This is a genomic window from Burkholderia alba (assembly GCF_034721475.1).
Taxonomy (GTDB): domain Bacteria; phylum Pseudomonadota; class Gammaproteobacteria; order Burkholderiales; family Burkholderiaceae; genus Burkholderia; species Burkholderia alba.
Genome location: NZ_JAWJWL010000029.1, coordinates 47365 through 71655, shown reverse-complemented (window position 1 = coordinate 71655; position 24291 = coordinate 47365). Strand labels below are relative to the sequence as shown.

Sequence of the window (24291 nt, the reverse complement as noted above, 5' to 3'; positions counted from 1 at the left end):
CCGCCACCGGTCCCATTGTTTTTCTTACAGGATGGAAGCTTCAACCATGACCGATTCGTCCCCGCAACTCCCGCAAAAGTCGCCCGCCTTGCGCGTCGTGCCGCAACCGTCCGACGCGAATGTCCACGGCGACGTGTTCGGCGGCTGGATCATGGCGCAGGTCGACATCGCCGGCTCGATCCCCGCGAGCCGGCGCGCGAACGGCCGGGTCGCGACGGTCGCGGTCAACTCGTTCCTGTTCAAACAGCCGGTGTTCGTCGGCGACCTGCTGAGCTTCTACGCCAGCATCGTGAAAACCGGCAACACGTCGGTGACGGTCGACGTCGAGGTCTACGCGCAGCGCATGGGCCTGACGGGCGAAGTGGTGAAGGTGACGGAAGCCACGCTCACCTATGTCGCGACCGACACCGATCGCCGTCCGCGCGCGCTGCCGCCGCTCGCCTGAGCTGGAGCGCACCCCGCCGTGCTCAATGCGCGGCGAGACCGAATTCGCGCATCGCCGGAACGAAGTCGTGATTGAGCTTCGGCTTGCGCGACAGTTTCGCAAGCACATAGCGCTGGAACGGCGCGAGTCGCGACCACGCGTCGGCCGACGGCGCGGCCAGTCCGGCGAGCGCGCTCTGCTGCACGAGCGCATCGGGCACGGCGTCGATGCCGCGCCAGGCGGGATGGTCGTCCGGCTGGAACCACGCAGGCTCGATATCCGCGTGCGTGCGCAGCATTTCAAACAGCGCGTGATCGAAATTCGGTTCGAGCGCCACGTCGTCGTCCGCCGGAAAGCGCGCGAGCAGCTTGCGATCCTCGAGCGGCAGCAATTGCCACTGCTCCAGAGAAATCCGCAGCCCGAACCGGTCCAGATTGAAGCGGACGATCATCGGGATATACGTAAAATTCTCGGATGACTCGATCTCGAAATTGAACAGCAACGGCGCGTCGCTTAATCCCATGTTGGCACCCGGTTGAACGATTGCCGGCGCGTTCGGCCAGCCTAGGGTATTTTAGAACGTCCGGGAGCGACCGGCGCAGGTCAAATCCGCGCGCCGTCCCGCCCCCATTCGAACCAAGGAGCCTGTCCGTGAATCCTGCCGAAACCGCCGAACCCACCGGTGTCGTCGAACTCGAGGTGCACCGGCGCCGTGGCGCGGCGCTCGAGACGGCCGTCGACCGCGTCGGGCAGGAATGGCCGGTCGCGCTGGTGTTCAACGGCATCTCGCACGCGGTGATGATGTGCACGCCGTGCGATCTGGAGGCGTTTGCTGTGGGCTTCGCGGTGTCGGAAGGCATCGTCGCGCGCGGCAGCGACATCAAGGACATCGAGGTCGTGCTGCACGGCGACGGAGCGATGCCGCATGCCGAGGTCCAGCTGACCGTCGTGCAGCAGGCGTTCGCCGCCCTGAAGGAAAAGCGCCGCGCGCTCGCGGGCCGGACCGGCTGCGGCGTATGCGGCATCGAAAGCATCGACCTGCTCGACCTCGCGCCGGAGCGCGTGCCGGACACCGGCTTCCTCGCGCGTCTCGCGCCGGACGCGATTGCCCGCGCCGCCCGCGATCTGCCCGCCCACCAGGCGCTCACGCGCCAGACGGGCGGCCTGCATGCGGCCGCCTGGTGCGACGCCGCCGGTGCGATCCGGCACGCATTCGAGGATGTCGGCCGCCACAACGCGCTCGACAAGCTGATCGGCGCGCTCACGCTGGAGCGCGCGGGCACCACGGACGGCTTCGTGTTCCTGTCGAGCCGCGCGAGCTACGAACTGGTGCGCAAGGCTGCGCGGGTCGGCATCCCGATGGTGGCGACCATCTCGGCGCCGTCGTCGCTCGCGATCGCGATCGCAAAGGAAGCGGGCGTGCGGCTCGTGAGCTTCTGCCGCGAGTCGGGTTACGTCGACTACGGCACCGCGTGACGCGCGCGGCGCCGCCGCCCTCCCGCCGTCAGGCGAACTGCCGGAAATCCGGCTTGCGCTTCTCGAAGAACGCGGTGAATGCCTCGCGCGCCTCGGGCGAGCGCAGCATCGCGCCGAAATGCTGCCCCTCTTCCGCCATCCGCGCGGCCACGTCGACGCCGCCCGCCTGCTTCATCAGCGCCTTGGTCACCCGCAGCGAGGATGCCGGCAGCGCGGCCAGCTTCGCCGCCTGCTTGGCCGCGAACGCGTCGAGTTCCGCCGCCGGCACCACGCGGTTCACGATGCCGATCCGGTGCGCTTCGAGCGCATCGAAGGGCTCGCCCAGCAGCAGCTTCTCGGCGGCGATCTGATAGCCGGCCACGCGCGGCAGCAGCAGGCTCGACGCGGCCTCCGGACACACGCCCAATTGCACGAAGGGCAGCGACAGCACGGCGGTGTCGGCCGCGTAGACGAGGTCGCAATGCAGCAGCAGCGTCACGCCCACGCCCACCGCGACGCCCGAGACGGCGGCCACGATCGGCTTCTGCGCGGTGCTGATCCGGTGCAAGAACTGAAACACGGGCGCGTGCTCGTCCTTCGGCGGCGACTTCATGAAATCCTCGAGGTCGTTGCCTGCGCTGAAATTGCCTTCGCTGCCGCGAATCAGGATCGCGCGCACCGACTTGTCTTCCTCCGCGTCGCCCAGCGCGTCGGCGATCGTCTGGTACATCGCCGACGTGATCGCATTCTTTTTCGCCGGACGGGCGAGCGTAATCGTCAGTACGCCGTCGGCGTTTTCGATCTGGATGTCCATTTGAACCGTCTCCATGGATGTTGCTGTTCTGCTGCGGATAAAGAAAACGGTGCGCGAGCTCGCGGCCCGCGCACCGTTGTCGTCCCTGGCTGACGCGGGCCGCTTACAGGCGTTCGATGATGCCCGCCGCGCCCATGCCGGTGCCGACGCACATCGTCACCATCCCGTATTTCAGGTTGCGGCGGCGCAGGCCGTGCACCACCGTCGCCGCGCGAATCGCGCCCGTCGCACCGAGCGGGTGGCCCAGCGCGATCGCGCCGCCGAGCGGATTCACCTTCGCCGGATCGAGACCGAGATCGCGGATCACCGCGAGCGACTGCGCGGCGAACGCTTCATTCAGTTCGATCCAGTCGAGATCGTCCTGCTTGAGGCCCGCGGCCTTCAGCGCGGCCGGAATCGCTTCCTTCGGCCCGATGCCCATGATTTCGGGCGGCACGCCGCGCACCGCGAAGCTCACGAAACGCGCGAGCGGCGTCAGGTTGAACTGCTTCAGCATCTTTTCCGACACCACGAGCAGCGCGCCCGCGCCGTCCGACGTCTGCGAGCTGTTGCCGGCCGTCACCGAACCCTTGTTCGCGAACACCGCGCGCAGCTTCGCGAGGCCTTCGAGCGACGTATCCGCGCGCGGACCTTCGTCGAGCGTCAGCTCGCGCGTCTTCACCTTGACCTCGCCCGACGCGAGATCCGGGAAACGTTCCGTGAGCGTATAGGCCGCGATCTCGTCGTTGAACTCGCCCGACTGCTGCGCGGCGAGCGCCTTGCGGTGCGACTCGACCGAGAACGCATCCTGGTCCTCGCGGCTCACCTTCCATTGATCCGCGACGCGCTCGGCCGTCAGCCCCATGCCGTAGGCAATGCCGACGTCCTCGCTGCGATCGAAGATATGCGGCGACATCGACGGCTTGTTGCCCATCATCGGCACCATGCTCATCGATTCGCAGCCGCCCGCGAACAGCGCGTCGGATTCGCCGACGCGGATCCGGTCGGCCGCCATCGCCAGCGCCGTGATGCCCGACGCGCAGAAGCGGTTCACCGTCACGCCGCCGACGGTATTCGGCAGGCCGGCGAGCAGCGCCCCCATGCGCGCGACGTTGAGACCCTGCTCGGCCTCGGGAATCGCACAGCCGATGATCGCGTCCTCGATCAGCTTCGTGTCGAAGCCCGGCACCTGGGCGACGGCCGCCTTGATCGCGTGGACGAGCAGCTCGTCCGGGCGCGTGTTCTTGAATACACCTCGCGGCGCCTTGCCGATCGGCGTGCGGCTCGCGGCGACGATGTATGCGTCTTGCAACTGTTTGCTCATTTCTGGCTCCTGTCGACCGGAGTGGGCGCTTTGGCGCTTACTCCGGTCCCATGCAGATAACTGCGGTCGACTGGACTTCAGGCGCTTCGGCGCTTGGCTCCAGTCCCATGCAAAGTTTCGTCCGCTCGCTTAATTGCGCACCGGCTTGCCGGTCTGCAGCATGCCCATGATCCGCTCCTGCGTCTTTTGCGTGCCGAGCAGATCGACGAACGCGCGCCGCTCCAGCTTCAGCAGCCACGCTTCGTCCACCAGGCTGCCCGCTTCGACGTCGCCGCCGCACACCGCTTCCGCGATGCGGCTCGCGATCAGGAAATCGTGGTCGCTGATGAAGCGGCCGTCGCGCATGTTGACGAGCTGCGCCTTGATCGTCGCGATCGCCGAGCGGCCCGCCACCGGCACCGCGGTCGCCCGCAGCGGCGCGCGGTAGCCCGCCAAAGCCAGCGCGCGCGCTTCCTTCTTCGCGACGTCGAGCAGCTCGAACACGTTGAAGACGATCGTGTCCGACGGCTTCACATAGCCCATCGCACGCGCGTCGTGCGCCGATGCGGAGACCTTCGCCATCGCCGCGTTCTCGAACGACTTCGTGACGAACTTGAGCAGATCGCTCGTCGCGCCCGCCGCTTCCGCCGCGTCCGCCGCGCGCAGCGCCGCTTCCTTCAGGCCGCCGCCCGCCGGCACGAGACCGACGCCGACTTCGACCAGACCCACATAGCTTTCGACGTGCACGACGCGCTTCGCGCTATGCAGCATCAGCTCGCATCCGCCGCCGAGCGCGATGCCCGACACGGCCGCGACCACCGGCACGTTCGCGTACTTCACGCGCAGCATGCCTTCCTGGAACTTCTTCACGAACGGCTCGATCCCCTTGGCGCCGCCCATCATGAACGCGGGCATCGCCTCCTCGAGATTCGCGCCGGCGGAGAACGGGCCGCCCGGCGTGCCGAGCTTCAGCGACGTCGGCTGCCAGATCACGACGCCCTTGTACTCCTTCTCCGCCAGCTCGATCGCCTGCACGAGACCGTCGATCACGCTCGGTCCGATCGTGTTCATCTTCGACTTGAACGACACGATCACGACGTCGTTCTCGCCCGCGCGATCGTCGAGCCACGCACGCACCGCGTCGGTCTCGAACAGCGTTTTGCCGTAAGTCTTCGGATCGGCGCCGGTTTCGCCCAGCAGCGGCGCGCGGAACACCTGCTTCTCGTAGACGGGCAGCGTCGAACGCGGCACGAATGCCTTGGCCGACGGCGACCACGAACCGGCGGCCGTATGCACGCCGCCCTGTTCCGCCACCACGCCTTCGAGCACCCACGAGGGCAGCGGCGCGTTCGAGAGCGCCTTGCCGGCCGCGATGTCTTCCTGCACCCATTCGGCGACCTGCTTCCAGCCGGCGGCCTGCCAGCCTTCGAACGGACCTTCGTTCCAGCCGAAGCCCCAGCGGATCGCGAGATCGACGTCGCGCGCGTTGTCGGCGATCGATTCGAGGTGCACGCCGATGTAATGGAACACGTCGCGGAAGATCGACCACAGGAACTGCGCGTGCGGATGGTCCGTCTCGCGCAGCAGCTTCAGGCGTTCCGCCGGCGGGCGCTTCAGGATGCGGGCGACGGTCTCGTCCGCCTTCGCGCCGGAATCGACATAGGTGCCCGTCTTGGCGTCGAGCACCTTGATCGCCTTGCCTTCCTTCTTGTAGAAGCCGCCGCCCGTCTTCTGCCCGAGCGCGCCCTGCTTCACCAGTTCGGCGAGCACGGGCGGGGTCTGGTAGACCGGGAAGAACGGATCGTCGGCGAGGTTGTCCTGCATCGTCTTGATCACGTGCGCCATCGTGTCGAGACCGACCACGTCCGCGGTGCGGAACGTCGCCGATTTCGCGCGGCCCAGGCGGCTGCCCGTCAGGTCGTCGACTTCGTCGAAGCGCAGGCCGAACTTCGCGGCCTCGGTGATCACCGCGAGGATCGAGTAGATGCCGACGCGGTTCGCGATGAAGTTGGGCGTGTCCTTCGCACGCACGACGCCCTTGCCGACGACGCTCGTCAGGAAGGTTTCGAGCTGGTCGAGGATCTCGCCGCGCGTGTGCGCGGTCGGAATCAGTTCGACGAGATGCATGTAGCGCGGCGGATTGAAGAAGTGCACGCCGCAGAAGCGCGCTTTCAGCTCGTCGCTGAAGCCGTCCGACAGCGCGTTGATCGACAGGCCCGACGTGTTCGACGCGAAGATCGCGTTCGGCGCGAGATGCGGCGCGACCTTCTTGTACAGGTCGTGCTTCCAGTCCATCCGTTCGGCGATCGCCTCGATCACGAGGTCGCACTCGGCGAGCTTCGCGATATCGTCTTCGTAGTTGGCGGCCTGCAGATACTTTGCGTCGTCCTTCGAGCCGAACGGCGCGGGCGACAGCTTTTTCAGGTTCTCGATGGCCTTGAGCGCGATGCCGCTCTTCGGGCCTTCCTTGGCGGGCAGGTCGAACAGCAGGACCGGCACGCGTGCGTTGATGAGATGCGCGGCGATCTGCGCGCCCATCACGCCGGCGCCGAGCACGGCGACCTTGCGAATGATGAAATTGCTCACGGGACTCCTCCGGATGGGGCTGCGCATCGCGTGCCGATGGGCCGGATGCGCAGTGTGTGCATGCTAAAGATCAGGTCGCCCGGGCGGCGCACCGCCCGGCGTCGCTTCAGAACAGCGCTTCGTCGACTTCCATCAGCGTCTTCGAGCCGGCGCGCGCGGCACGGATCGTCGACGCCGTTTCGGGCAGCAGGCGAGCGAAATAGAACCGCGCGGTCGCGAGCTTCGCCTTGTAGAACGGATCGCCCGACGCTTCCTTGTCGAGCGCGAGGCGCGCCATGCGCGCCCAGAAGTACGAGAACACCAGGTGGCCGACGGTGCGCAGGTACGGCACGGCGGCGGCGCCGACCTCGTCCGGGTTCTGCATCGCCTTCATGCCGATTTCCATCGTCAGCTTCTGCACCTTTTCGCCGATGTCGGCGAGCGGGTTGATGAACTCCGCCATCTCCGGCTTCACGCCTTCCGCTTCCGCGAATGCGGTAACGAGCGCGCCGAATTTCTTGAGCTTCGCGCCCATGTCGCCCAGCACCTTGCGGCCCAGCAGGTCGAGCGACTGGATCGAGTTGGTGCCTTCGTAGATCATGTTGATCCGCGCGTCGCGCACGTACTGCTCCATGCCCCACTCGGAGATGAAGCCGTGGCCGCCGTAGATCTGCATCGCATGGTTCGTGGATTCGAACGCGTTGTCCGACAGGAACGCCTTCAGGATCGGCGTGAGCAGCGCGACGAGATCGGCCGCTTCCTTGCGCACCGCTTCGTCGCCGTGCGACAGCTCCTTGTCGATCTGCAGCGCCGACCAGTACGAGAACGCGCGCGCGCCTTCCGCGTATGCCTTCTGCGTGAGCAGCATGCGCCGCACGTCCGGATGCACGATGATCGGATCGGCCGGCTTGTCCGGCGCCTTCGGGCCGGTCAGCGAACGCATCTGCAGGCGATCCTTCGCATAGGTCAGTGAATTCTGATACGCGACTTCGGTGAGGCCCAGGCTCTGCATGCCGACGCCGAGACGCGCGGCGTTCATCATCACGAACATCGCGTTCAGGCCTTTGTTCGGCTCGCCGACCATCCAGCCCCGCGCGTTGTCGAGGTTCATCACGCAAGTCGAGTTGCCGTGGATGCCCATCTTGTGTTCGATCGAGCCGCACTTGATGCCGTTGCGCTCGCCCGGTTCGCCCGATGCGTCGGGCGTGAACTTCGGCACGATGAAGAGGGAGATGCCCTTCGTGCCCTGCGGCGCGTCCGGCAGACGCGCGAGCACGAGGTGAACGATGTTCTTCGAGAGATCGTGTTCGCCGCTCGAGATGAAGATCTTGGTGCCGGTGATCGAGTACGAGCCGTCGCTGTTCGGTTCCGCCTTGGTGCGAAGGATGCCGAGGTCGGTACCGCAGTGCGGCTCGGTCAGGCACATCGTGCCCGTCCATTCGCCCGCGACGAGCTTCGGCAGGTAGACCTTCTGCAGCTCCGGTGTGCCGTGCGCGTGCAGGCATTCGTATGCGCCGTGCGACAGGCCGGGATACATCGTCCATGCCTGGTTCGCCGAGTTCATCATCTCGTACAGCGCGTTGTTGATGAATGCGGGCAGGCCCTGGCCGCCGTAGTCGGGATCGCAGCCGAGCGCGGGCCAGCCCGCCTCGACGTACTGCGCATAGGCTTCCTTGAAGCCCGTCGGCGTCTTGACCACGCCGTCGCCCACGTAGGTGCAGCCCTCGCGGTCGCCCACCTGATTCAGCGGGAACAGCACCTCGGAGCAGAACTTGCCCGCTTCTTCGAGCACCTGGTTGATCGTGTCGGCATCGAGATCCGCATGCTTGGGCATCTGCTTGACTTCGGCTTCGACGTTCAGAAGCTCGTGCAACACGAATTGCATGTCGCGCAACGGCGCGGCGTACTGTCCCATGACTCTCTCCAAAGATAGGGCGATGGCGCGAGCTTGCGCGGGCTTCAGGGCACCGCTAACGGCTCTCGCTCTGATACGAAACGATCGTTTTTTCCAGCGCGGCCCACGTCAGGCGCACCGCATCCGGCAGATGCAGGAAACGGGCGTCGTGATGCAGGCCGAGCGTGAAGCTGTACAACTCGAAAAGCATCAGGTTCGGATCGGTGTCCGAGCGTAGATGCCCCTCTTCCTTCGCCTGCGAAATCGCGCGCAGCAGCGCGGCACGCCACGCCGTCACGCTCGCGACCAGTTGCTCGCGCACGGTGCTGTCGGGACGATCGTCGTACTCGACGGCTCCGCTGATGTAGATGCACCCCGTCGTCACTTCCTGGATGCGTTTCTCGTTCCAGCGGGCCAGCATCGCACGCAGTCGCGGCAAACCGCGCGGCTCGCGCAGGCTCGGAAAGAACACCTCGTTTTCGAAACGATGGTGATACTCGCGCACGACTTCGACCTGCAGGTCGTCGCGCGATCCGAAGTGCGCGAACACGCCGCTCTTGCTCATCTGCATCCGCTCGGCCAGCAGGCCAATCGTCAGACCTTCCAGCCCATCCCGGCTGGCAAGGTCCAAAGCTGCTTCGAGTATCGCGGCACGCGTCTGTTCGCCTTTTCGCATAGCTTTTCTGTGTAACCGTTCAGGGTGATCGAATAAAATCGAACGGCCGTACTATTATTGAGTGCGACCGCCCGCGAAACAAGGAAATTATTAGAAATCGGTTTCTAACCGTGCCGCTATTTTTGCGAGTTCCGCGCGCCTCTGGAAGAGGTATTCCACGGATCGCTCCACGTTGCGTGTGTAAGCGGTTGCTGAGGAACTGCGGCGTGCGGGATGAGAAACCTCGCCCCGGAAACAGCCCTCTGCGGTGTGCGAATCCGGACGGCGTTCGCAGCACGGACATCATGCGTCAATCGGCAAGCCCCCGGCCCCGGACACCCCCTCGGCCGACTGCCCGGAGGCGCCCCGAGCCGGCCGGCGTCAATCGTACCCGCCGACGGTGAGCAGCTTCATCGCGCCCCGGTATGCAGTGTACGCCAACCAGTTCAGCAACCGCTCGCCGATCGGCCGCGCCGCGTAGCGGGCCGGGTCGATCTCGCGGCCGTCGGCGAACGCCGCCGCGATCGCGTCGCGCAGCGCCGCCGTTTGCCCATCGTGCCTGACCAGCACGACGTTTGCCTCGTTGTTCAGCATCAGGCTCAGCGCATCGAGGTTCGACGAACCGACGGTCGCCCAGCTATCGTCGATCACCGCCACCTTACCATGCAGCATGGTCTTGTCGTATTCGGCAACGCGCACGCCGGCGCGCAGCAGCGCATGGTAGAGAAACGGCACAGCCGTATCGAGCGACGCGAATTCCTTGCGGCCGATCAGGATCCGCACGTCGACACCGCGCCGCGCCGCGCCCGCCAGCGCGCGACGCAACTTGCGGCCCGGCATGAAATAGGGATTGGCGAGCAGGATCGAATGCCGCGCACGGCCGATCGCGGCCAGATACGCCTTTTCGATCGCGCGGCGGTTCAACACGTTGTCGCGCGCGACGAACGCGACGCTCGGCTCCGTGACGACGCGCAGCGCCCCCGCCTTCACCCAGCGATGACTGCGCATCCAGCGCCGGAACACGCCCGGGAATTCGTCGCTGTACACCGCCTGCGGCGCGTACTGCGAGTAGGTCTTGTGTCCGGCGGAGATCCGGTGCCACTGCACTTCGAACGCCGCGCGGATGTCGGCGACCGCCGGACCCGCCAGCTCGACCGCGAAATCCCAGCGCGGATGCGCGAGGCGCTCGCCATTCTGATCGTAGTCGTCGACGATGTTGATGCCGCCGCAGTACGCATGCGCATCGTCGATCACCGCGAGCTTGCGATGGGTGCGGGAAAAGCCGAAGCGGCCGAACAGATAGGGGTTGTAGATCCGGTGCTCGACACCCGCGGGCGCCCACGTTTCGAACAGCGGCAGACGCGCGGTGCCGATGCCGTCGGTGATCACGCGCACCCGCACGCCGCGAGCCGCCGCGCGGATCAGCGCGTCGGACACCGGGCGGCCGGCCGCGTCGTCGCAGAAGATGTAGGTTTCGAGCGCGACCTGTTCGCGCGCGGCGTCGATCCGCGCGATCAGCGCGGGAAAGAACACCGCCCCGCCTCGGCACAGCCGCACCGTATTGCCGGACGTGAACGCGAGCCGCGACGCGGAACCCCGCTCCTGCAGGAACATCTGCCGCAGCTGGGCGAGGCGCGTCCGGCTCCCGGCGCTCATGTCGGGCGCGACGCGAGGCGTTCGGGCAATTGCAGGATCGCATCCGCGTTCGACGGCGAATAGCAGCGCGCCGCCGCCTCGCGATACGGCAGCCACAAGTAGGCGGTGTGTTCGCGCGGCGACAGCGTCACCTCGACGCCCGCCGGCACCTCGAGGCTGAACCAGTGCTCGGTGTTGCGCGTCACGCCTTCGGCGTAGCGATGCAGATACTGCGGATAGATCGCGTATTCGATTTCGTGCCGCCAGTCGAACAACGCATCCGCCGGGATCGCCGGACTGCCGACCACGAGCCCCGTCTCCTCCGCCACTTCGCGTGCGGCGGTGCACGCAAGCGACTCGTCCGGCGCGTCCTTCGAGCCCGTCACGGACTGCCAGAACTCGGTTTGATCGGCGCGCTTGATGACGAGCACGTCGAGCGCGGCGGTATGGATCACGACCAATACGGATTCGGGAATCTTCGGCGACTTCGTCATGTAGGTGTCATTCGGCGCCCGGGCCGTGCGGGGCTCGTCTCGGTCAGCGGACAGGTATTCCGACTGTACCGCAAAAAAACCAAAAGGCGCATCGCGCGCCTTTTGGTGAGTCGGCAAGCGCCCGCAAGCACTCGCCGTCGCGGAGCATCCGGCGCTCAGGCCTTCGGCTGTTCCGGCTGGCGCAAGCGGATATGCAGCTCGCGCAACTGACGTTCGTCGACCGGGCTCGGCGCCTGCGTGAGCAGACACTGGGCGCGCTGGGTCTTCGGGAACGCGATCACGTCGCGGATCGAATCGGCGCCCGCCATCATCGTGACGATGCGATCGAGGCCGAAAGCGATACCGCCGTGCGGAGGCGCGCCGTACTGCAACGCGTCGAGCAGGAAGCCGAACTTCGCCTGCGCTTCCTCCGGACCGATCTTGAGCGCGCGGAAAACCTGGCTCTGGACTTCCTCGCGGTGGATCCGCACCGAGCCGCCGCCGATCTCCCAGCCGTTCAGCACCATGTCGTAGGCCTTCGCGAGACAGCGCGCCGGATCGGTCTCGAGATACTCGAGATGCTCGTCCTTCGGGCTCGTGAACGGGTGGTGAGCCGCGACGTAGCGCGCTTCTTCCTCGTCGTAGTCGAACATCGGGAAATCGACCACCCACAGCGGCTTCCAGCCGGCTTCCACGAGGCCGCTCGCCTTGCCGAACTCCGAATGGCCGATCTTCAGACGCAGCGCGCCGAGGCTGTCGTTGACCACCTTCGCGCGATCCGCCGCGAAGAAAATGATGTCGCCGTCCTCGGCGGCCGTGCGCTCGAGGATCGCCGCGATCGACGCATCGTGCAAATTCTTGACGATCGGGCTCTGCAGGCCGTCGCGACCTTTCGCCTTCTCGTTGACCTTGATCCAGGCGAGGCCCTTCGCGCCGTAGATGCGCACGAATTCCGTGTAGCCGTCGATGTCGCCGCGCGACAGTTCCGCGCCCTTCGGCACGCGCAGCGCCGCGACGCGGCCGTCCTTCGTATTGGCCGGCGCGCTGAACACCTTGAAGTCGACGTCCTTCATCGCGTCGGTCAGCTCGGTGAACTCGAGCTTCACGCGCAGATCGGGCTTGTCCGAGCCGAAACGCGACATCGCTTCCGAATACGGCATCACCGGGAACGTCGCGGCGAGCTCGACGCCGATCGTCACCTTGAAGATGTCGCGGATCATCTGCTCGAACAGATCGCGGATCTCCTGTTCGCCGAGGAACGAGGTTTCGCAGTCGATCTGCGTGAATTCGGGCTGGCGGTCGGCGCGCAGATCTTCGTCGCGGAAGCACTTGGTGATCTGGTAGTAGCGATCGAAGTTCGCGACCATCAGCAACTGCTTGAACAGCTGCGGCGATTGCGGCAGCGCGAAGAACTGGCCGGCGTTCACGCGCGACGGAACCAGGTAGTCGCGCGCGCCTTCCGGCGTGCTCTTCGTCAGCATCGGGGTTTCGATGTCGATGAAGCCCTGCGCGTCGAGATACTTGCGCGCTTCCATCGCGACGCGGTAACGCAGGCGCAGATTGTGCTGCATCTGCGGGCGGCGCAGGTCCAGCACGCGGTGCGTGAGGCGAGTGGTTTCCGACAGGTTGTCGTCGTCGAGCTGGAACGGCGGCGTCACGGATGCGTTCAGCACCGTCAGCTCGTGGCACAGCACTTCGATCTTGCCGCTCTTCAGGCCCGCGTTGACCGTGCCTTCCGGACGATTGCGCACGAGGCCTTTGACCTGCACGCAGAACTCGTTGCGCACGCCTTCGGCGGTCGCGAACATCTCGGCGCGATCCGGATCGCACACCACCTGCACGAGGCCTTCACGATCGCGCAGATCGATGAAGATCACACCGCCGTGATCGCGGCGACGCTGCACCCAGCCGCACAGCGACACGGTCTGGTCCAGCAGGTGTTCGGTCACGAGACCGCAGTATTCAGTTCGCATCAACATGATGTTTGCTTTCGTTCGTATTGATCAACGGGCGGCGCGTCGCGCACCCGGGCATTACAGCGGCGGCTCGACGGGGCGGCGGGCAGGCGCGGCGACGGGCGCCGGCGGCGCCACCACACCCATCGAGACGATGTACTTGAGCGCGGCGTCGACCGACATGTCGAGCTCGACGACCTCGCTCTTCGGCACCATCAGGAAGAAGCCGGACGTCGGGTTCGGCGTGGTCGGCACGTACACGCTCACGTGTTCTTCCTTCAGGTGGTTGACCACGTCGCCGCCCGGCGTGCCGGTCAGAAACGCGATCGTATAGGAACCGCGGCGCGGGTACTCGATCAGCAGCGCCTTGCGGAACGCGTTGCCGCTGCTCGACAGCAGCGTATCCGACACCTGCTTCACGCTCGTGTAGATCGGTCCCACCACCGGGATATGGCGCACCACCACGTTCCACCAGGTGACGAGCTTCTGCCCGATGAAATTCTGCGTCGCGAGGCCGACGATGAAAATGAACGCCAGCGTCAGCACCGCGCCGATCCCCGGCAGCCTGAAACCGAGCAGCCGCTCCGGCTGCCACGATTCGGGCAGCAGCAGCAGCGTCTGGTCCATCGTGCCGATGATGAGCCCCAGCACCCAGAGCGTGATCGCGAGGGGAACCAGGACCAGAAGGCCGGTCAGGAATACCGCTTTGAGGGTCGTCTTTTTCATCATCTGCCGTCAAAAAAGCCGCACCGGAATCCGGAGCGTCAAACGCGCCATCCGATACGGACGGCGCGGCGTCAACTGGTACTGCTGGCCGGTGCGCCGGCGGCGGGCGCAGCCGCGGCGGCCGGGCTCGTCGCCGCACTGTCGCCGGCGGAAGCCGCCGGTGCCGCCGTCTCTGCCGGTGCCGAGGCCGGCGCAGCCGGCGCCGCCTCGCTCCCCGAGGCCGTCGAGGACGCCGCCGCCGCGCCGCCCCGGAAATCCGTCACATACCAGCCGGAGCCCTTCAACTGGAACCCGGCGGCCGTGACCTGCTTGCGAAACGCATCCTTCCCGCATTCCGGGCACTGCGACAGCGGCGCGTCGCTCATCTTCTGGAGCACATCCTTCGCGTAACCGCACGCATCGCAACGATAGGCGTAGATCGGCATGATATTTTTTCCCGCGGAAACGATAAACGGCTTGCAAAACCTTGAATTATAGCCGAAAGGCCCGGGATGCCCTCTACCCGGCGCTACGACCTGCGCCAGGTCAGCCAGCGCTCGCGCCCGGCGAACACCGGCAGCGATTCGGCGACCGGTTCGTCCTCGATCAGTTCGAAATACGGCCCGAGCAACGCGTCGAGCGCCGCGCGCCCGATCCCGAATGGCGGCCCTTTCGGCGTCTCGCCGAAGAAAAAGAATCCGGCGAGCAGCGCGCCCTTCGGCAGCAGCGCCGCCATCCGGGTCGCATAATCCGGCCACAAGGTTTTCGGAATCGCGCACAGGAACGCCCGTTCGTAAATCCATTCCGGCACGAACGGCGGCTCGTACGCGAAGAAATCGGCCTGCTCGACGATCGCGGCGTGCTCGCCGAGCTGCTCGCGCGCCGCGCTCACCGCCTGCGCGGAAAAATCGACCGCCCGTACCGGCCAGCCCGCCTGCGCGAGCCACAGCGCCTCGTACGCGCTGCCGCACCCCGGAATCAGCACGCGCCGACGCGCGTGGCGGGACGCGAACGCGACGAACGCGGGCGGCGCGCTCGCCATGTCCCAGGGCGTGACGCCGCGCTCGAATCGCTCGTCCCAGAACGACGCATCGGCCGGATTGCGCGACGCGAAATCCGCGCCGGACAACTCGGCGGCCGGCCGGGATCGGTTCTCTCCGCTCATGGTTCCGCTTGCTCCGTGGTTACGGCGCCGCCGGCGCCGTCGCTTGTCCGCCTGTGTCGCCGCCCTCAAGCGCCGTAGGCCAGCACGATCAACACCCGCGCCAGCACCGCGCCGACGCCCACCGCGAGTCCGAACACCAGCAGCGCCTGCAGCAGCCGGTTGGTACGCTTCTGCTCGCGCAGGATCTGCTTCATCAGTTCGTCGCTCGCCGCGCGCGGCGCGTCGTGACGTTCGGCCAGCACGTGATGGAGCAGGCGCGGCAGCTGAGGCAGCGTCTTGCTCCATTGCGGCGCCTCGACCTTGAAGCGCTCGTACCAGCCGCGCAGGCCGATCTGCTCGGTCATCCAGCGTTCCAGATAGGGTTTCGCCGTCTTCCACAGATCGAGATCGGGGTCGAGCGAGCGGCCCAGCCCCTCGACATTCAGCATGGTCTTCTGCAGCAGCACCAGTTGCGGCTGGATTTCGACGTTGAAGCGACGCGAGGTCGAGAACAGGCGCATCAGCACCTGGCCGAGCGAGATGTCTTTCAGCGCGCGATCGAAATACGGCTCGCAGACCGCGCGAATCGCGCTTTCCAGCTCCTCGACCCGCGTGTCGTGCGGCACCCAGCCGGATTCGAGGTGCAGCGTCGCGACCCGGTGATAGTCGCGCTTGAAGAAGGCGAGAAAGTTCTGGGCGAGATAGTTCTTGTCGAAGTCGGACAGCGCGCCGACGATGCCGAAATCGAGCGCGATATAGCGGCCGAAATGCTTCGGATCGAGGCTCACCTGGATATTGCCCGGGTGCATGTCCGCATGGAAGAACCCGTCGCGGAACACCTGCGTGAAGAAGATCTCCACTCCTTCGCGCGCCAGCTTCGGAATATCGACGCCGGCCGTGCGCAGCGTGTCGATCTGGCTGATCGGCACGCCCGTCATGCGTTCCATCACCAGGACATTCGACGTCGAATAATCCCAGAACATCTCCGGCACGAGCAGCAGGTCGAGCCCGGCGAAGTTGCGGCGCAGTTGGCTGCCGTTCGCCGCCTCGCGCATCAGGTCGAGTTCGTCGTGCAGATACTTGTCGAACTCGGCGACCACCTCGCGCGGCTTCAGCCGCCGGCCGTCCGCCCACAGACGCTCGGCCCAGATCGCGATATCGCGCAGCAGCGCCATGTCGGAATCGATCACCGGCAGCATGTTGGGCCGCAGCACCTTGATCGCAACCGGCCGGCCCGCATGGGCGCCCCGCCTGAATTTCGCGAAATGCACCTGCGCGATCGACGCGCTCGCGACCGGCTCGCGCTCGAATTCGTCGAACAGCTCGTCGACGGGCGCGCCCAGCGACTTCTCGATCAGACCGATCGCCACCGCCGATTCGAACGGCGGCACCTGATCCTGCAGCTTCGCCAGTTCGTTCGCGAAATCGACGGGCAGCAGGTCGCGCCGCGTCGACAGCACCTGGCCGAACTTCACGAAGATCGGACCGAGGCTTTCGAGCGCATGGCGCAACCGCACGGCGGGCGGATCGGAGAAACGCCGGCCGATCGTCGTGATGCGCAGCAGCAGCTTGACGCGACGATCGTCGACCCGGGACAGCATCACCTCATCCAGCCCGAAGCGGATGACGGTGTAGATGATTTTGATGAAACGGAAAATGCGCATGCCGGACAACCCTCACTGCGCACCGCGCGAGCTGCCGCCCGCGCGTGCGCCGATTTTTTGTTCTAGTCGCTCGACGCGCTTTTCGACCCGGGCCAGCGCGTCGCGCGCGCGCGCCAGTTCGGCGTCGAAGTCGGCGAGCGCTGTGCGCCGCACGACCTGCGGGTTTTCGTCGAGCCAATACTCCGCCAGCGAATCGAGCACATTGCGGCCGGCGCGGCGCGCATGCCCGCCCGTCGTGCGGACGAACGACGCGATCCGGTGCGCGGGCGCGTCGCCGATCAAGCGCGCGAGATCCTCTTCCGGCTCCCAGCGCAAATGCTCGGCCAGCTTGGCGATCTGCGTCGCGAATTCGGCGTCGCCCTCGATCTTCACGTGCTTCATCACAGCCGCCTGCCCGCCCTGCATGAACGCGGCCGCCGCGTCCCACGCCGATTGTCCGTCGCCGCCGAGCGCGATCGAGACGTCGAAACGGCGCGCATCGTGTTCTTCGACCGCCGCCAGATAGCCGTCCGGCTGCACGACGAGCAACAGCGTCACGGACGGGACTTCGAGACGGGCGAGCTTGCCCGCATAGGGAATCAGACGGTCGCGCGCCCAGGATTCGCGGGCGAGCAGGTGATTGACGGCAGCGGCAAAAGGCTTGGCGGCAAAAGTCATCGGACGGAAAAAAGAAAAACCCGCGCAGGCAGGACGCCTGCGCGGGTTTCTATTGTAACGTCGGTTCGGTCCAGCCCTCTTTCCGCGTGACACGAAACCGATTTTGGTCAGTGAGCGCTGACTTGCTGGATACCCGCGAGCAGCCAGCCCTGGCTGCCCGACTTCGACAGATTCCAGATTTCCTCGAACGGTTCCGCCGACGCGCCCGCCGCTTCGCGGATCAGGCCGGTGAAGCGCACGCTCGCCAGCGATTCTCCGCCGCGATCCTCCACGCCCAGCAGTTCGGCGTCCAGCTGCACGACGTCCGTCTGGTTCGCGCCGGTACGCGACGCGAGATCGATCTTCACCTCGGCGAACATTTCCGGCGTCGTGAATTCGCGGATGTCGGCCATATTGCCTTCGTCCCAGGCCGCCTGCAGGCGCACGAAGTACACCTTCGCGTTGCGCACGAACGCTTCCGTGTCGAAACCGGCCGGCACGGACGGTGCGACCGCGGCCGCCGTTGCAGCGGCCGCCGCGCCGCCGCCGAATACGCGCTGCGCCTCGCCCGCGTACGAACTGCCCGCGCCCTGGAAGCCCTGATTCTGGCTGAAGCTGCCGGTATCGAGGCCGCCTCGGTTCTGCGCCGGCTGACCGCCCGTCGCATACGCCGGTTCCTGCGTGCGGCGGCGGTTCATGAACTTGCGGATCAGCCAGATGCCGACCATGGCGAGCAACGCAATGATGATGAAGTTCGCCATCATGCCGGCGAACGCTTCGCCCAGGCCGAAGTGCGACAGCAGCGCCGCGATGCCGAGGCCGGCCGCGAGACCGGCGATCGGACCGAGCCAGCGCGAGCGGTTCGGTTGCGCGGCCGCGCCCGGCTGCGCACCGGGTTGCGCGCGCTGCGCCTGCGACGGCGCGGCCTGCTGCATCGGCTGCTGCGCGGGCGGCGTCGCCTGACGCTGCTGCATCGACTGCGACTGGCGGCCGACGCTGCGGCCGCCGCCCATCCGCTTCGCTTCGGCGTCGAGCGAGGCGAGCGTACCGGCCGTGATCAGGCCGACCATCAACAGGGTGCCGATCCGCTTCACCCACGGCCTCGGCTGCTTGCTGCGGTTAGACAATGAACGGGAATCGGACATCTCCATCTCCAGAATGTAAGACAAATGTATGGAAAGAACCCCTTAGTACTTGGTTCCAAGGTGTAAAGCTACCACGCCACCTGACAAATTGTAATATTTGACGGCGTCGAGGCCCGCTTGTTCCATCATCGTCTTCAGCGTGTCCTGGTCCGGGTGCATCCGGATAGATTCAGCAAGATACCGATAACTTTCAGCATCTTTCGCGAACTTGTCGCCAAGCCACGGTAATACTTTGAAAGAATAGAGATCGTAGGCTTTTTTCAGCGGCTCCCAGACTTTCGAGAATTCCAGCACCATCACGCGGCCGCCCGGCTTCGTCACGCGGCGCATCTCGGCCAAAGCGAGATCCTTGTGGGTCATGTTGCGCAGCCCGAACGCCACCGTCACGACGTCGAAGTAGTTGTCCGGAAAGGGAATTTTCTCCGCGTCGCACAGCAGCGACGGCGTCACGACGCCCTTGTCGAGCAGCCGGTCGCGCCCGACCCGCAGCATCGATTCGTTGATGTCGGTGTGCCAGACCTCGCCCGTCGGGCCGGCCGCCTTCGCGAACGAGCGGGTGAGGTCGCCCGTGCCCGCGGCCAGGTCGAGCACCTTGAAGCCGGGCCGCACGTTCGCCTGCGCGATCGTGAACGCCTTCCACGCCCGGTGCATGCCGGCCGACATCAGGTCGTTCATCAGATCGTAGTTGCTCGCGACCGAGTGGAACACGCCCGCCACTTTCTTCGCTTTTTCGGTTTCCTCGACGCTTTCGAAGCCGAAGTGGGTTTTGCTCATCGCGTTGATCCTCTGGAAATGGCAGAACGGCGCCGCAACCGGCGCCGTCGTTCAGTGGCAGTGGCCGTGCGGCGCCTGGGCCGCCGGCATCGGCGCGTCGCGTTCGACGCCCGCCGCCTTCAGTTTGTCGAAATAGTCGCGCCACAGCGCGTCCTGGCGCGTCGCCAGTTCGTACAGCAGGTCCCACGAGTAGATGCCGGTCGAATGACCGTCGGAGAAGGTCGGCTGCAGCGCATAGTGGCCGACGCCCTCCAGCGCGGTGATCGTCACCTCGCGCTTGCCGGTCTGCAACGTTTCCTGGCCCGGCCCGTGGCCGCGCACCTCGGCGGACGGCGAGTACACCCGCATCAGCTCGAACGGAATCCGGTAGCTCTCGCCGTTCGGGTATTGCAATTCAAGCACGCGCGACAGCGCATGCACGACGACGCCGGATGGAATCGGCGTCGTTGAGGTCAAACCGCTCATGACTGCCTCTAATCGGTGAGGTGTTCGATTTCTTCGCGCACCGCGTTGTGCAGCAGCGTCGCCTGCGCGGCGCGCAGCCGCAGCAGCGCGTCGGACACCGAGCGCTGGCGCGGCGCCCAGATGGGCTGCGGAAAGTGCGCGTCGTTCGAGAAGCGCGGAATCACGTGCCAATGGACGTGCGGCACCTGGTTGCCGAGGCTCGCCAGGTTCACCTTGACCGGCTGCATGACCCGCCGCACCGCCCGCTCGACCGCATAGACGACGCGCATCAGGTGCGCGCGCTCGCCGTCGTCCAGATCGGAGAATTCGGCGACGTGCGCATGCCAGATGACCCGGCAAAATCCCGGGTAATCGGTTTCGGACGTCGCAAGGACGACGCGCACCGCGTCGTCCTTCCACAGCAGCTCGCCGCCATCCTCGCGGCAGAATATGCAATCCATCGTCGATTCCTTACTGGTGGAATGTTCGTGACATTACACCAGCACACGCTCGATCCCGCCATTATTCGCGTGCGCGACGTAATCCGCCATCCAGTTTTCGCCCAGCATATTGCGGGCGATCTCGACGACGATGTAGTCCGCCTCCATGTCCGCGTCCTCGTTATAGCGCGACAAACCCTGCAGGCAGGACGGGCAGCTGGTCAGGATCTTCACGTCCGCCGCGGCCGGCGCGGATGCCGGCGCGCCGTCGCCCGACACGACCGGAATGTTGCGCAGCCGCGCCGCGCCCTTGCGGATTTCTTCTTCCTTACGAAAGCGGACCTGGGTGGACACGTCCGGACGCGTGACCGCTAGCGTGCCCGACTCCCCGCAGCAGCGCTCGTTCTTCTCGATCCGGTAGCCGTCCTTCTCGGCGCCCATCAGCTCGTTGACCAGCTTGACCGGGTCCATCGTCTTGATCGGCGTATGGCAGGGGTCGTGGTACATGTAGCGCACCCCCGCCACCCCTTCGAGCTTCATGCCCTTCTCGAGCAGGAATTCGTGGATGTCGATGATCCGGCAGCCCGGGAAGATCTTCTCGAATTCGTAGCCGGCGAGCTGGTCGTAGCAGGTACCGCACGACACCACCACCGTCTTGATGTCGAGATAGTTGAGCGTGTTCGCGACCCGGTGGAACAGTACCCGGTTGTCGGTCACGATCTTCTCGGCCTTGTCGTTCTGCCCCGAGCCGCGCTGCGGATAGCCGCAGCACAGGTAGCCCGGCGGCAGCACCGTCTGCACGCCCGCCTCCCACAGCATTGCCTGCGTCGCCAGGCCCACCTGCGAGAACAGCCGCTCGGAGCCGCAGCCCGGGAAATAGAACACCGCCTCCGAATCGACCGACGTCGTCTTCGGATTGCGGATGATCGGCACGATCTTGTTGTCCTCGATGTCGAGCAGCGCGCGCGCCGTCTTCTTCGGCAGGTTGCCCGGCATCTTCTTGTTCACGAAGTGGATCACCTGCTCGACCGCCGGCCGCTTGCCGGTGGTCGCGGGCGGATGCGCGGTCTGCTTCTTCGCAACCTTCTTCAGCAGATCGTTGGCCAGGCGCTGCACCTTGTAGCCCACGCCCATCATCACGCTGCGCGCGGCGTTGATGGTCCGGGGATTGGTGGCGTTCAGGAAGAACATGCCCGCCGCCTGCCCCGGGTTGAACTTCTTCTTGCCCATCTTGCGCAACAGGTTGCGCATGTTCATCGTCACATCGCCGAAATCGATCTTCACCGGGCACGGCGTCACGCACTTGTGGCACACGGTACAGTGGTCGGCGACGTCGTTGAACTCGTCCCAGTGCTTGATCGACACGCCGCGCCGGGTCTGCTCCTCGTACAGGAACGCCTCGACCAGCAGCGAGGTCGCGAGGATCTTGTTGCGCGGGCTGTACAACAGGTTCGCGCGCGGCACGTGGGTCGCGCACACCGGCTTGCACTTGCCGCAGCGCAGGCAATCCTTCACCGAATCGGCGATCGCGCCGATATCGGACTGCTTCATGATCAGCGACTCGTAGCCCATCAGCCCGAAGCTCGGCGTATACGCGTTGCGCAGGTCCGCGCCTTCGAGCAGCTTGCCCTTGTTGAAGCGGCCATGCGGATCGACCCGCTGCTTGTACGCGCGGAATTCGCCGATCTCGTCGTCGGTCAGGAACTCGAGCTTCGTGATGCCGATTCCGTGCTCGCCGGAAATCACGCCGTCGAGCGAGCGCGCGAGCTTCATGATGCGCGCGACCGCGACATGCGCGTCCTGCAGCATCTCGTAGTTGTCGGAGTTGACGGGCAGGTTGGTATGCACGTTGCCGTCGCCGGCGTGCATGTGCAGCGCGACGAACACGCGGCCGCGCAGCACCTGCTTGTGGATCGCCTGCGCCTCGTCGAGGATCTGCTTGAACGCGCCGCCGTTGAAGATCGCGCGCAGCTCCGCGCGGATCTCCTGCTTCCACGACACGCGCACCGTGCGGTCCTGCGTGATGTGGAACACGGTGGCGTCCGGCTGCGCGTCGACGCGGTCGGCGAACTTCTCCGCCAGCGCCTCGTAGCCGAGCTGCACCAGATAGTGCTGCGCCTCGCGCAGCGACAGGTCGAGCCGGTCGCGCAGGAATTCCCAGCGCGCGCGCACCCGCTTGAGCAGTTCCAGCGCCTGCTGCACGCGATCCTCGAGCAGTTCGGCGCTCGGAATCTCGTTCGCGTCGTCGCTCTTGCCGAGCGGCAGCTTGCCCGTCCGGAAGAACGCTTCCAGCGCGTCGACCAGCTGCAGCTTGTTCTTGATCGACAGTTCGATGTTGATGCGCTCGATGCCGTCCGTGTACTCGCCCATCCGGTTGAGCGGAATCACCACGTCTTCGTTGATCTTGAACGCGTTCGTGTGCTTGGCGATCGCGGCGGTGCGGCTGCGGTCCAGCCAGAAGCGCTTGCGCGCCTCGGCGCTGACCGCGACGAAGCCTTCGCCGCTCTTGCCGTTCGCCATCCGGATCACTTCCGACGTCGCGGCCGCGACCGCATCGGCATCGTCGCCGACGATGTCGCCGATCAGCACCATCTTCGGAAACGCGTTGCGCTTCGATTTGGTCGCATAGCCGACCGCGCGCAGATAGCGCTCGTCGAGGTGCTCGAGACCCGCGAGGATCGCGCCGCCCTGCTTCGACGTCTCGAACAGATAGTCCTTGATCTCGACGATGCTCGGAATCGCCTCGCGCGCCTGCCCGAAGAATTCGAGACAGACCGTGCGGGTATGCGCGGGCATCTTGTGCAGCACCCAGCGCGCGGACGTGATGAGCCCGTCGCAACCTTCCTTCTGCACGCCCGGCAGGCCCGCGAGGAATTTGTCGGTGACGTCCTTGCCGAGCCCTTCCTTGCGGAAGCGGCGGCCCTCGATGTCGAGCGCCTCGGTTCTCAGCAGCTTCTCGCCCGGCGCGTATGCGCCGTCGAACCACTTCAGCTCGAAGCGCGCGACGGCGATGTCGTGGATCTTGCCGAGGTTGTGATCGAGCCGCGTCACCTCCAGCCAGTTGCCGTCCGGATCGACCATCCGCCACCACGCGAGATTGTCGAGCGCCGTGCCCCACAGCACCGCCTTCTTGCCGCCCGCGTTCATCGCGACGTTGCCGCCGATGCAGGACGCGTCGAGCGAGGTCGGGTCGACCGCGAACACATAGCCCGCCGCTTCCGCCGCCTCGGTCACGCGGCGCGTGACGACGCCCGCGCCGGAGAAGATCGTCGGCACCTTGTGCGCGACGCCCGGCAACTCGGTCAGTTCGACCGCGCCCAGCTGCTCGAGCTTTTCGGTGTTGATGACGGCCGAGAACGGCGTGAGCGGCACCGCGCCGCCTGTGTAGCCCGTGCCGCCGCCGCGCGGAATCACCGTCAGGCCCAGCTCGAAACAGGCCTTGATGAGACCCGCGATCTCGGCTTCGGTATCCGGCGTCAGCACGACGAACGGATATTCGACCCGCCAGTCGGTCGCGTCGGTCACATGCGACACGCGCGACAAGCCGTCGAAACGGATGTTGTCCTTCTGCGTGCAGCGGCCGAGCGCCCGGGTCGCGCGGCGGCGCAGGTCGGCCATCTTCTCGAATTCGTGCGCGAATTCGTCCACAGCGCGGTGCGCGGCGACGGCGAGCATCTCGACCCGCGCGGCGCGCTCGCGGCCTGCGTCGTCGCGGTTCGCGGACAGATCGGCGCTGCGGCGCTTCTCGATCTCGGAGAGCCGGTGATTCAGCGCCTCGATCAGCATGGCGCGGCGCTTCGGGTTGTCGAGCAGATCGTCCTGCAGATACGGATTGCGGCGCACCACCCAGATGTCGCCGAGCACTTCGTACAGCATCCGCGCCGAGCGGCCGGTGCGGCGTTCGGCGCGCAATTCGTCGAGCACCGCCCACGCTTCGTCGCCGAGCAGGCGAATCACGATCTCGCGGTCGGAGAACGACGTGTAGTTATACGGAATCTCGCGCAGGCGCGGCGCGGGGTCGGCGGCGACGGTGGCAGCCGCGCCGTGCGGGTCGAAAACTTGTGGTGCGTTCATGTTCGGACGAGTCGGAGAGCCGCCGCACGCCGTTGCAGCGTGGGACCGGCAAGCGCGTGGTGCGCAATCTTGGGGAAATCTTGTGTTACCAGGCGCGCAGCCTTGCATCAGAT

Annotated in this window: 21 protein-coding genes; 2 read left to right on the top strand and 19 right to left on the bottom strand. The window is 66.0% G+C overall.

The window, feature by feature from the left end; translation table 11 throughout:
- Positions 1-31 precede the first annotated feature (31 nt).
- The gene (locus RZR99_RS26855; protein ID WP_323122815.1) at positions 32-445 is read left to right on the top strand and encodes an acyl-CoA thioesterase; all 414 of its coding nucleotides are present in this window, start codon (positions 32-34) and stop codon (positions 443-445) included.
- Positions 446-467: 22 nt separating this feature from the next.
- Here the strand turns inward: RZR99_RS26855 and RZR99_RS26850 are convergent, their stop codons facing one another.
- Positions 468-947 carry a nitrate reductase associated protein gene (locus RZR99_RS26850; RefSeq protein WP_323122814.1) on the bottom strand — a complete coding sequence of 160 codons (480 nt, stop codon included), beginning with the start codon at positions 945-947 and terminating at the stop codon, positions 468-470.
- 128 nt (positions 948-1075) lie between these two features.
- On the opposite strand from RZR99_RS26850, the gene fdhD reads away from it, so the two are divergent.
- Positions 1076-1900, top strand: a complete 825-nt coding sequence (fdhD, locus tag RZR99_RS26845) for a formate dehydrogenase accessory sulfurtransferase FdhD (protein WP_323122813.1) — start codon at positions 1076-1078, stop codon at positions 1898-1900.
- Between the two features lie 28 nt (positions 1901-1928).
- Here fdhD and RZR99_RS26840 read toward each other — a convergent pair whose 3' ends face one another.
- The 18 genes from RZR99_RS26840 to RZR99_RS26755 all read right to left on the bottom strand — a co-directional run bounded on the left by RZR99_RS26840 (position 1929) and on the right by RZR99_RS26755 (position 24178).
- On the bottom strand, positions 1929-2693 hold the full coding sequence (locus RZR99_RS26840; RefSeq protein WP_323122812.1) for an enoyl-CoA hydratase: 765 nt from the start codon (positions 2691-2693) through the stop codon (positions 1929-1931).
- Positions 2694-2796: 103 nt separating this feature from the next.
- On the bottom strand, positions 2797-3996 hold the full coding sequence (locus RZR99_RS26835) for an acetyl-CoA C-acyltransferase (protein ID WP_323122811.1): 1200 nt from the start codon (positions 3994-3996) through the stop codon (positions 2797-2799).
- Between the two features lie 129 nt (positions 3997-4125).
- Positions 4126-6561, bottom strand: coding sequence for a 3-hydroxyacyl-CoA dehydrogenase/enoyl-CoA hydratase family protein (locus tag RZR99_RS26830; RefSeq protein ID WP_323122810.1), 2436 nt, complete (start codon positions 6559-6561; stop codon positions 4126-4128).
- 106 nt (positions 6562-6667) lie between these two features.
- Positions 6668-8455: an acyl-CoA dehydrogenase C-terminal domain-containing protein gene (locus RZR99_RS26825; protein WP_323122809.1), complete on the bottom strand. Its 1788-nt coding sequence runs from the start codon at positions 8453-8455 to the stop codon at positions 6668-6670.
- A 55-nt stretch (positions 8456-8510) separates the two neighbouring features.
- Positions 8511-9110 carry a TetR/AcrR family transcriptional regulator gene (locus RZR99_RS26820; protein WP_323122808.1) on the bottom strand — a complete coding sequence of 200 codons (600 nt, stop codon included), beginning with the start codon at positions 9108-9110 and terminating at the stop codon, positions 8511-8513.
- Between the two features lie 360 nt (positions 9111-9470).
- Positions 9471-10745, bottom strand: a complete 1275-nt coding sequence (clsB, locus tag RZR99_RS26815; protein WP_323122807.1) for a cardiolipin synthase ClsB — start codon at positions 10743-10745, stop codon at positions 9471-9473.
- Entirely contained in the window at positions 10742-11218 is a 477-nt protein-coding gene (nudB, locus tag RZR99_RS26810) for a dihydroneopterin triphosphate diphosphatase (protein WP_323122806.1), read from the bottom strand. The genes clsB and nudB overlap by 4 nt, the downstream gene beginning before the upstream one ends.
- A 155-nt stretch (positions 11219-11373) precedes the next feature.
- Positions 11374-13176, bottom strand: a complete 1803-nt coding sequence (gene aspS, locus RZR99_RS26805) for an aspartate--tRNA ligase (RefSeq protein ID WP_323122805.1) — start codon at positions 13174-13176, stop codon at positions 11374-11376.
- A 54-nt stretch (positions 13177-13230) separates the two neighbouring features.
- Positions 13231-13881 (bottom strand): DUF502 domain-containing protein, encoded by a 651-nt coding sequence (locus RZR99_RS26800; protein WP_323122804.1) that lies wholly within the window; start codon positions 13879-13881, stop codon positions 13231-13233.
- 68 nt (positions 13882-13949) lie between these two features.
- A complete protein-coding gene (locus RZR99_RS26795) occupies positions 13950-14303 on the bottom strand; it encodes an FmdB family zinc ribbon protein (RefSeq protein ID WP_323122803.1) in 354 nt (117 codons plus the stop codon).
- 83 nt (positions 14304-14386) lie between these two features.
- Positions 14387-15022 carry a methyltransferase domain-containing protein gene (locus tag RZR99_RS26790; RefSeq protein WP_323122802.1) on the bottom strand — a complete coding sequence of 212 codons (636 nt, stop codon included), beginning with the start codon at positions 15020-15022 and terminating at the stop codon, positions 14387-14389.
- 65 nt (positions 15023-15087) lie between these two features.
- On the bottom strand, positions 15088-16665 hold the full coding sequence (gene ubiB / locus RZR99_RS26785; RefSeq protein WP_323122801.1) for a ubiquinone biosynthesis regulatory protein kinase UbiB: 1578 nt from the start codon (positions 16663-16665) through the stop codon (positions 15088-15090).
- A 12-nt stretch (positions 16666-16677) separates the two neighbouring features.
- The gene (locus RZR99_RS26780; protein WP_323122800.1) at positions 16678-17322 is read right to left on the bottom strand and encodes a ubiquinone biosynthesis accessory factor UbiJ; all 645 of its coding nucleotides are present in this window, start codon (positions 17320-17322) and stop codon (positions 16678-16680) included.
- A 107-nt stretch (positions 17323-17429) separates the two neighbouring features.
- Positions 17430-18446 (bottom strand): Tim44 domain-containing protein, encoded by a 1017-nt coding sequence (locus RZR99_RS26775; RefSeq protein WP_323122799.1) that lies wholly within the window; start codon positions 18444-18446, stop codon positions 17430-17432.
- A gap of 42 nt (positions 18447-18488) precedes the next feature.
- Positions 18489-19220 carry a bifunctional demethylmenaquinone methyltransferase/2-methoxy-6-polyprenyl-1,4-benzoquinol methylase UbiE gene (gene ubiE, locus RZR99_RS26770; protein ID WP_323122798.1) on the bottom strand — a complete coding sequence of 244 codons (732 nt, stop codon included), beginning with the start codon at positions 19218-19220 and terminating at the stop codon, positions 18489-18491.
- 51 nt (positions 19221-19271) lie between these two features.
- A complete protein-coding gene (locus RZR99_RS26765) occupies positions 19272-19685 on the bottom strand; it encodes a DUF971 domain-containing protein (RefSeq protein WP_323122797.1) in 414 nt (137 codons plus the stop codon).
- 8 nt (positions 19686-19693) lie between these two features.
- Positions 19694-20125, bottom strand: coding sequence for an HIT family protein (locus tag RZR99_RS26760; protein WP_323122796.1), 432 nt, complete (start codon positions 20123-20125; stop codon positions 19694-19696).
- A 33-nt stretch (positions 20126-20158) separates the two neighbouring features.
- Positions 20159-24178, bottom strand: coding sequence for a DUF3683 domain-containing protein (locus RZR99_RS26755; protein WP_323122795.1), 4020 nt, complete (start codon positions 24176-24178; stop codon positions 20159-20161).
- Between the last annotated feature and the right edge of the window lie 113 nt (positions 24179-24291).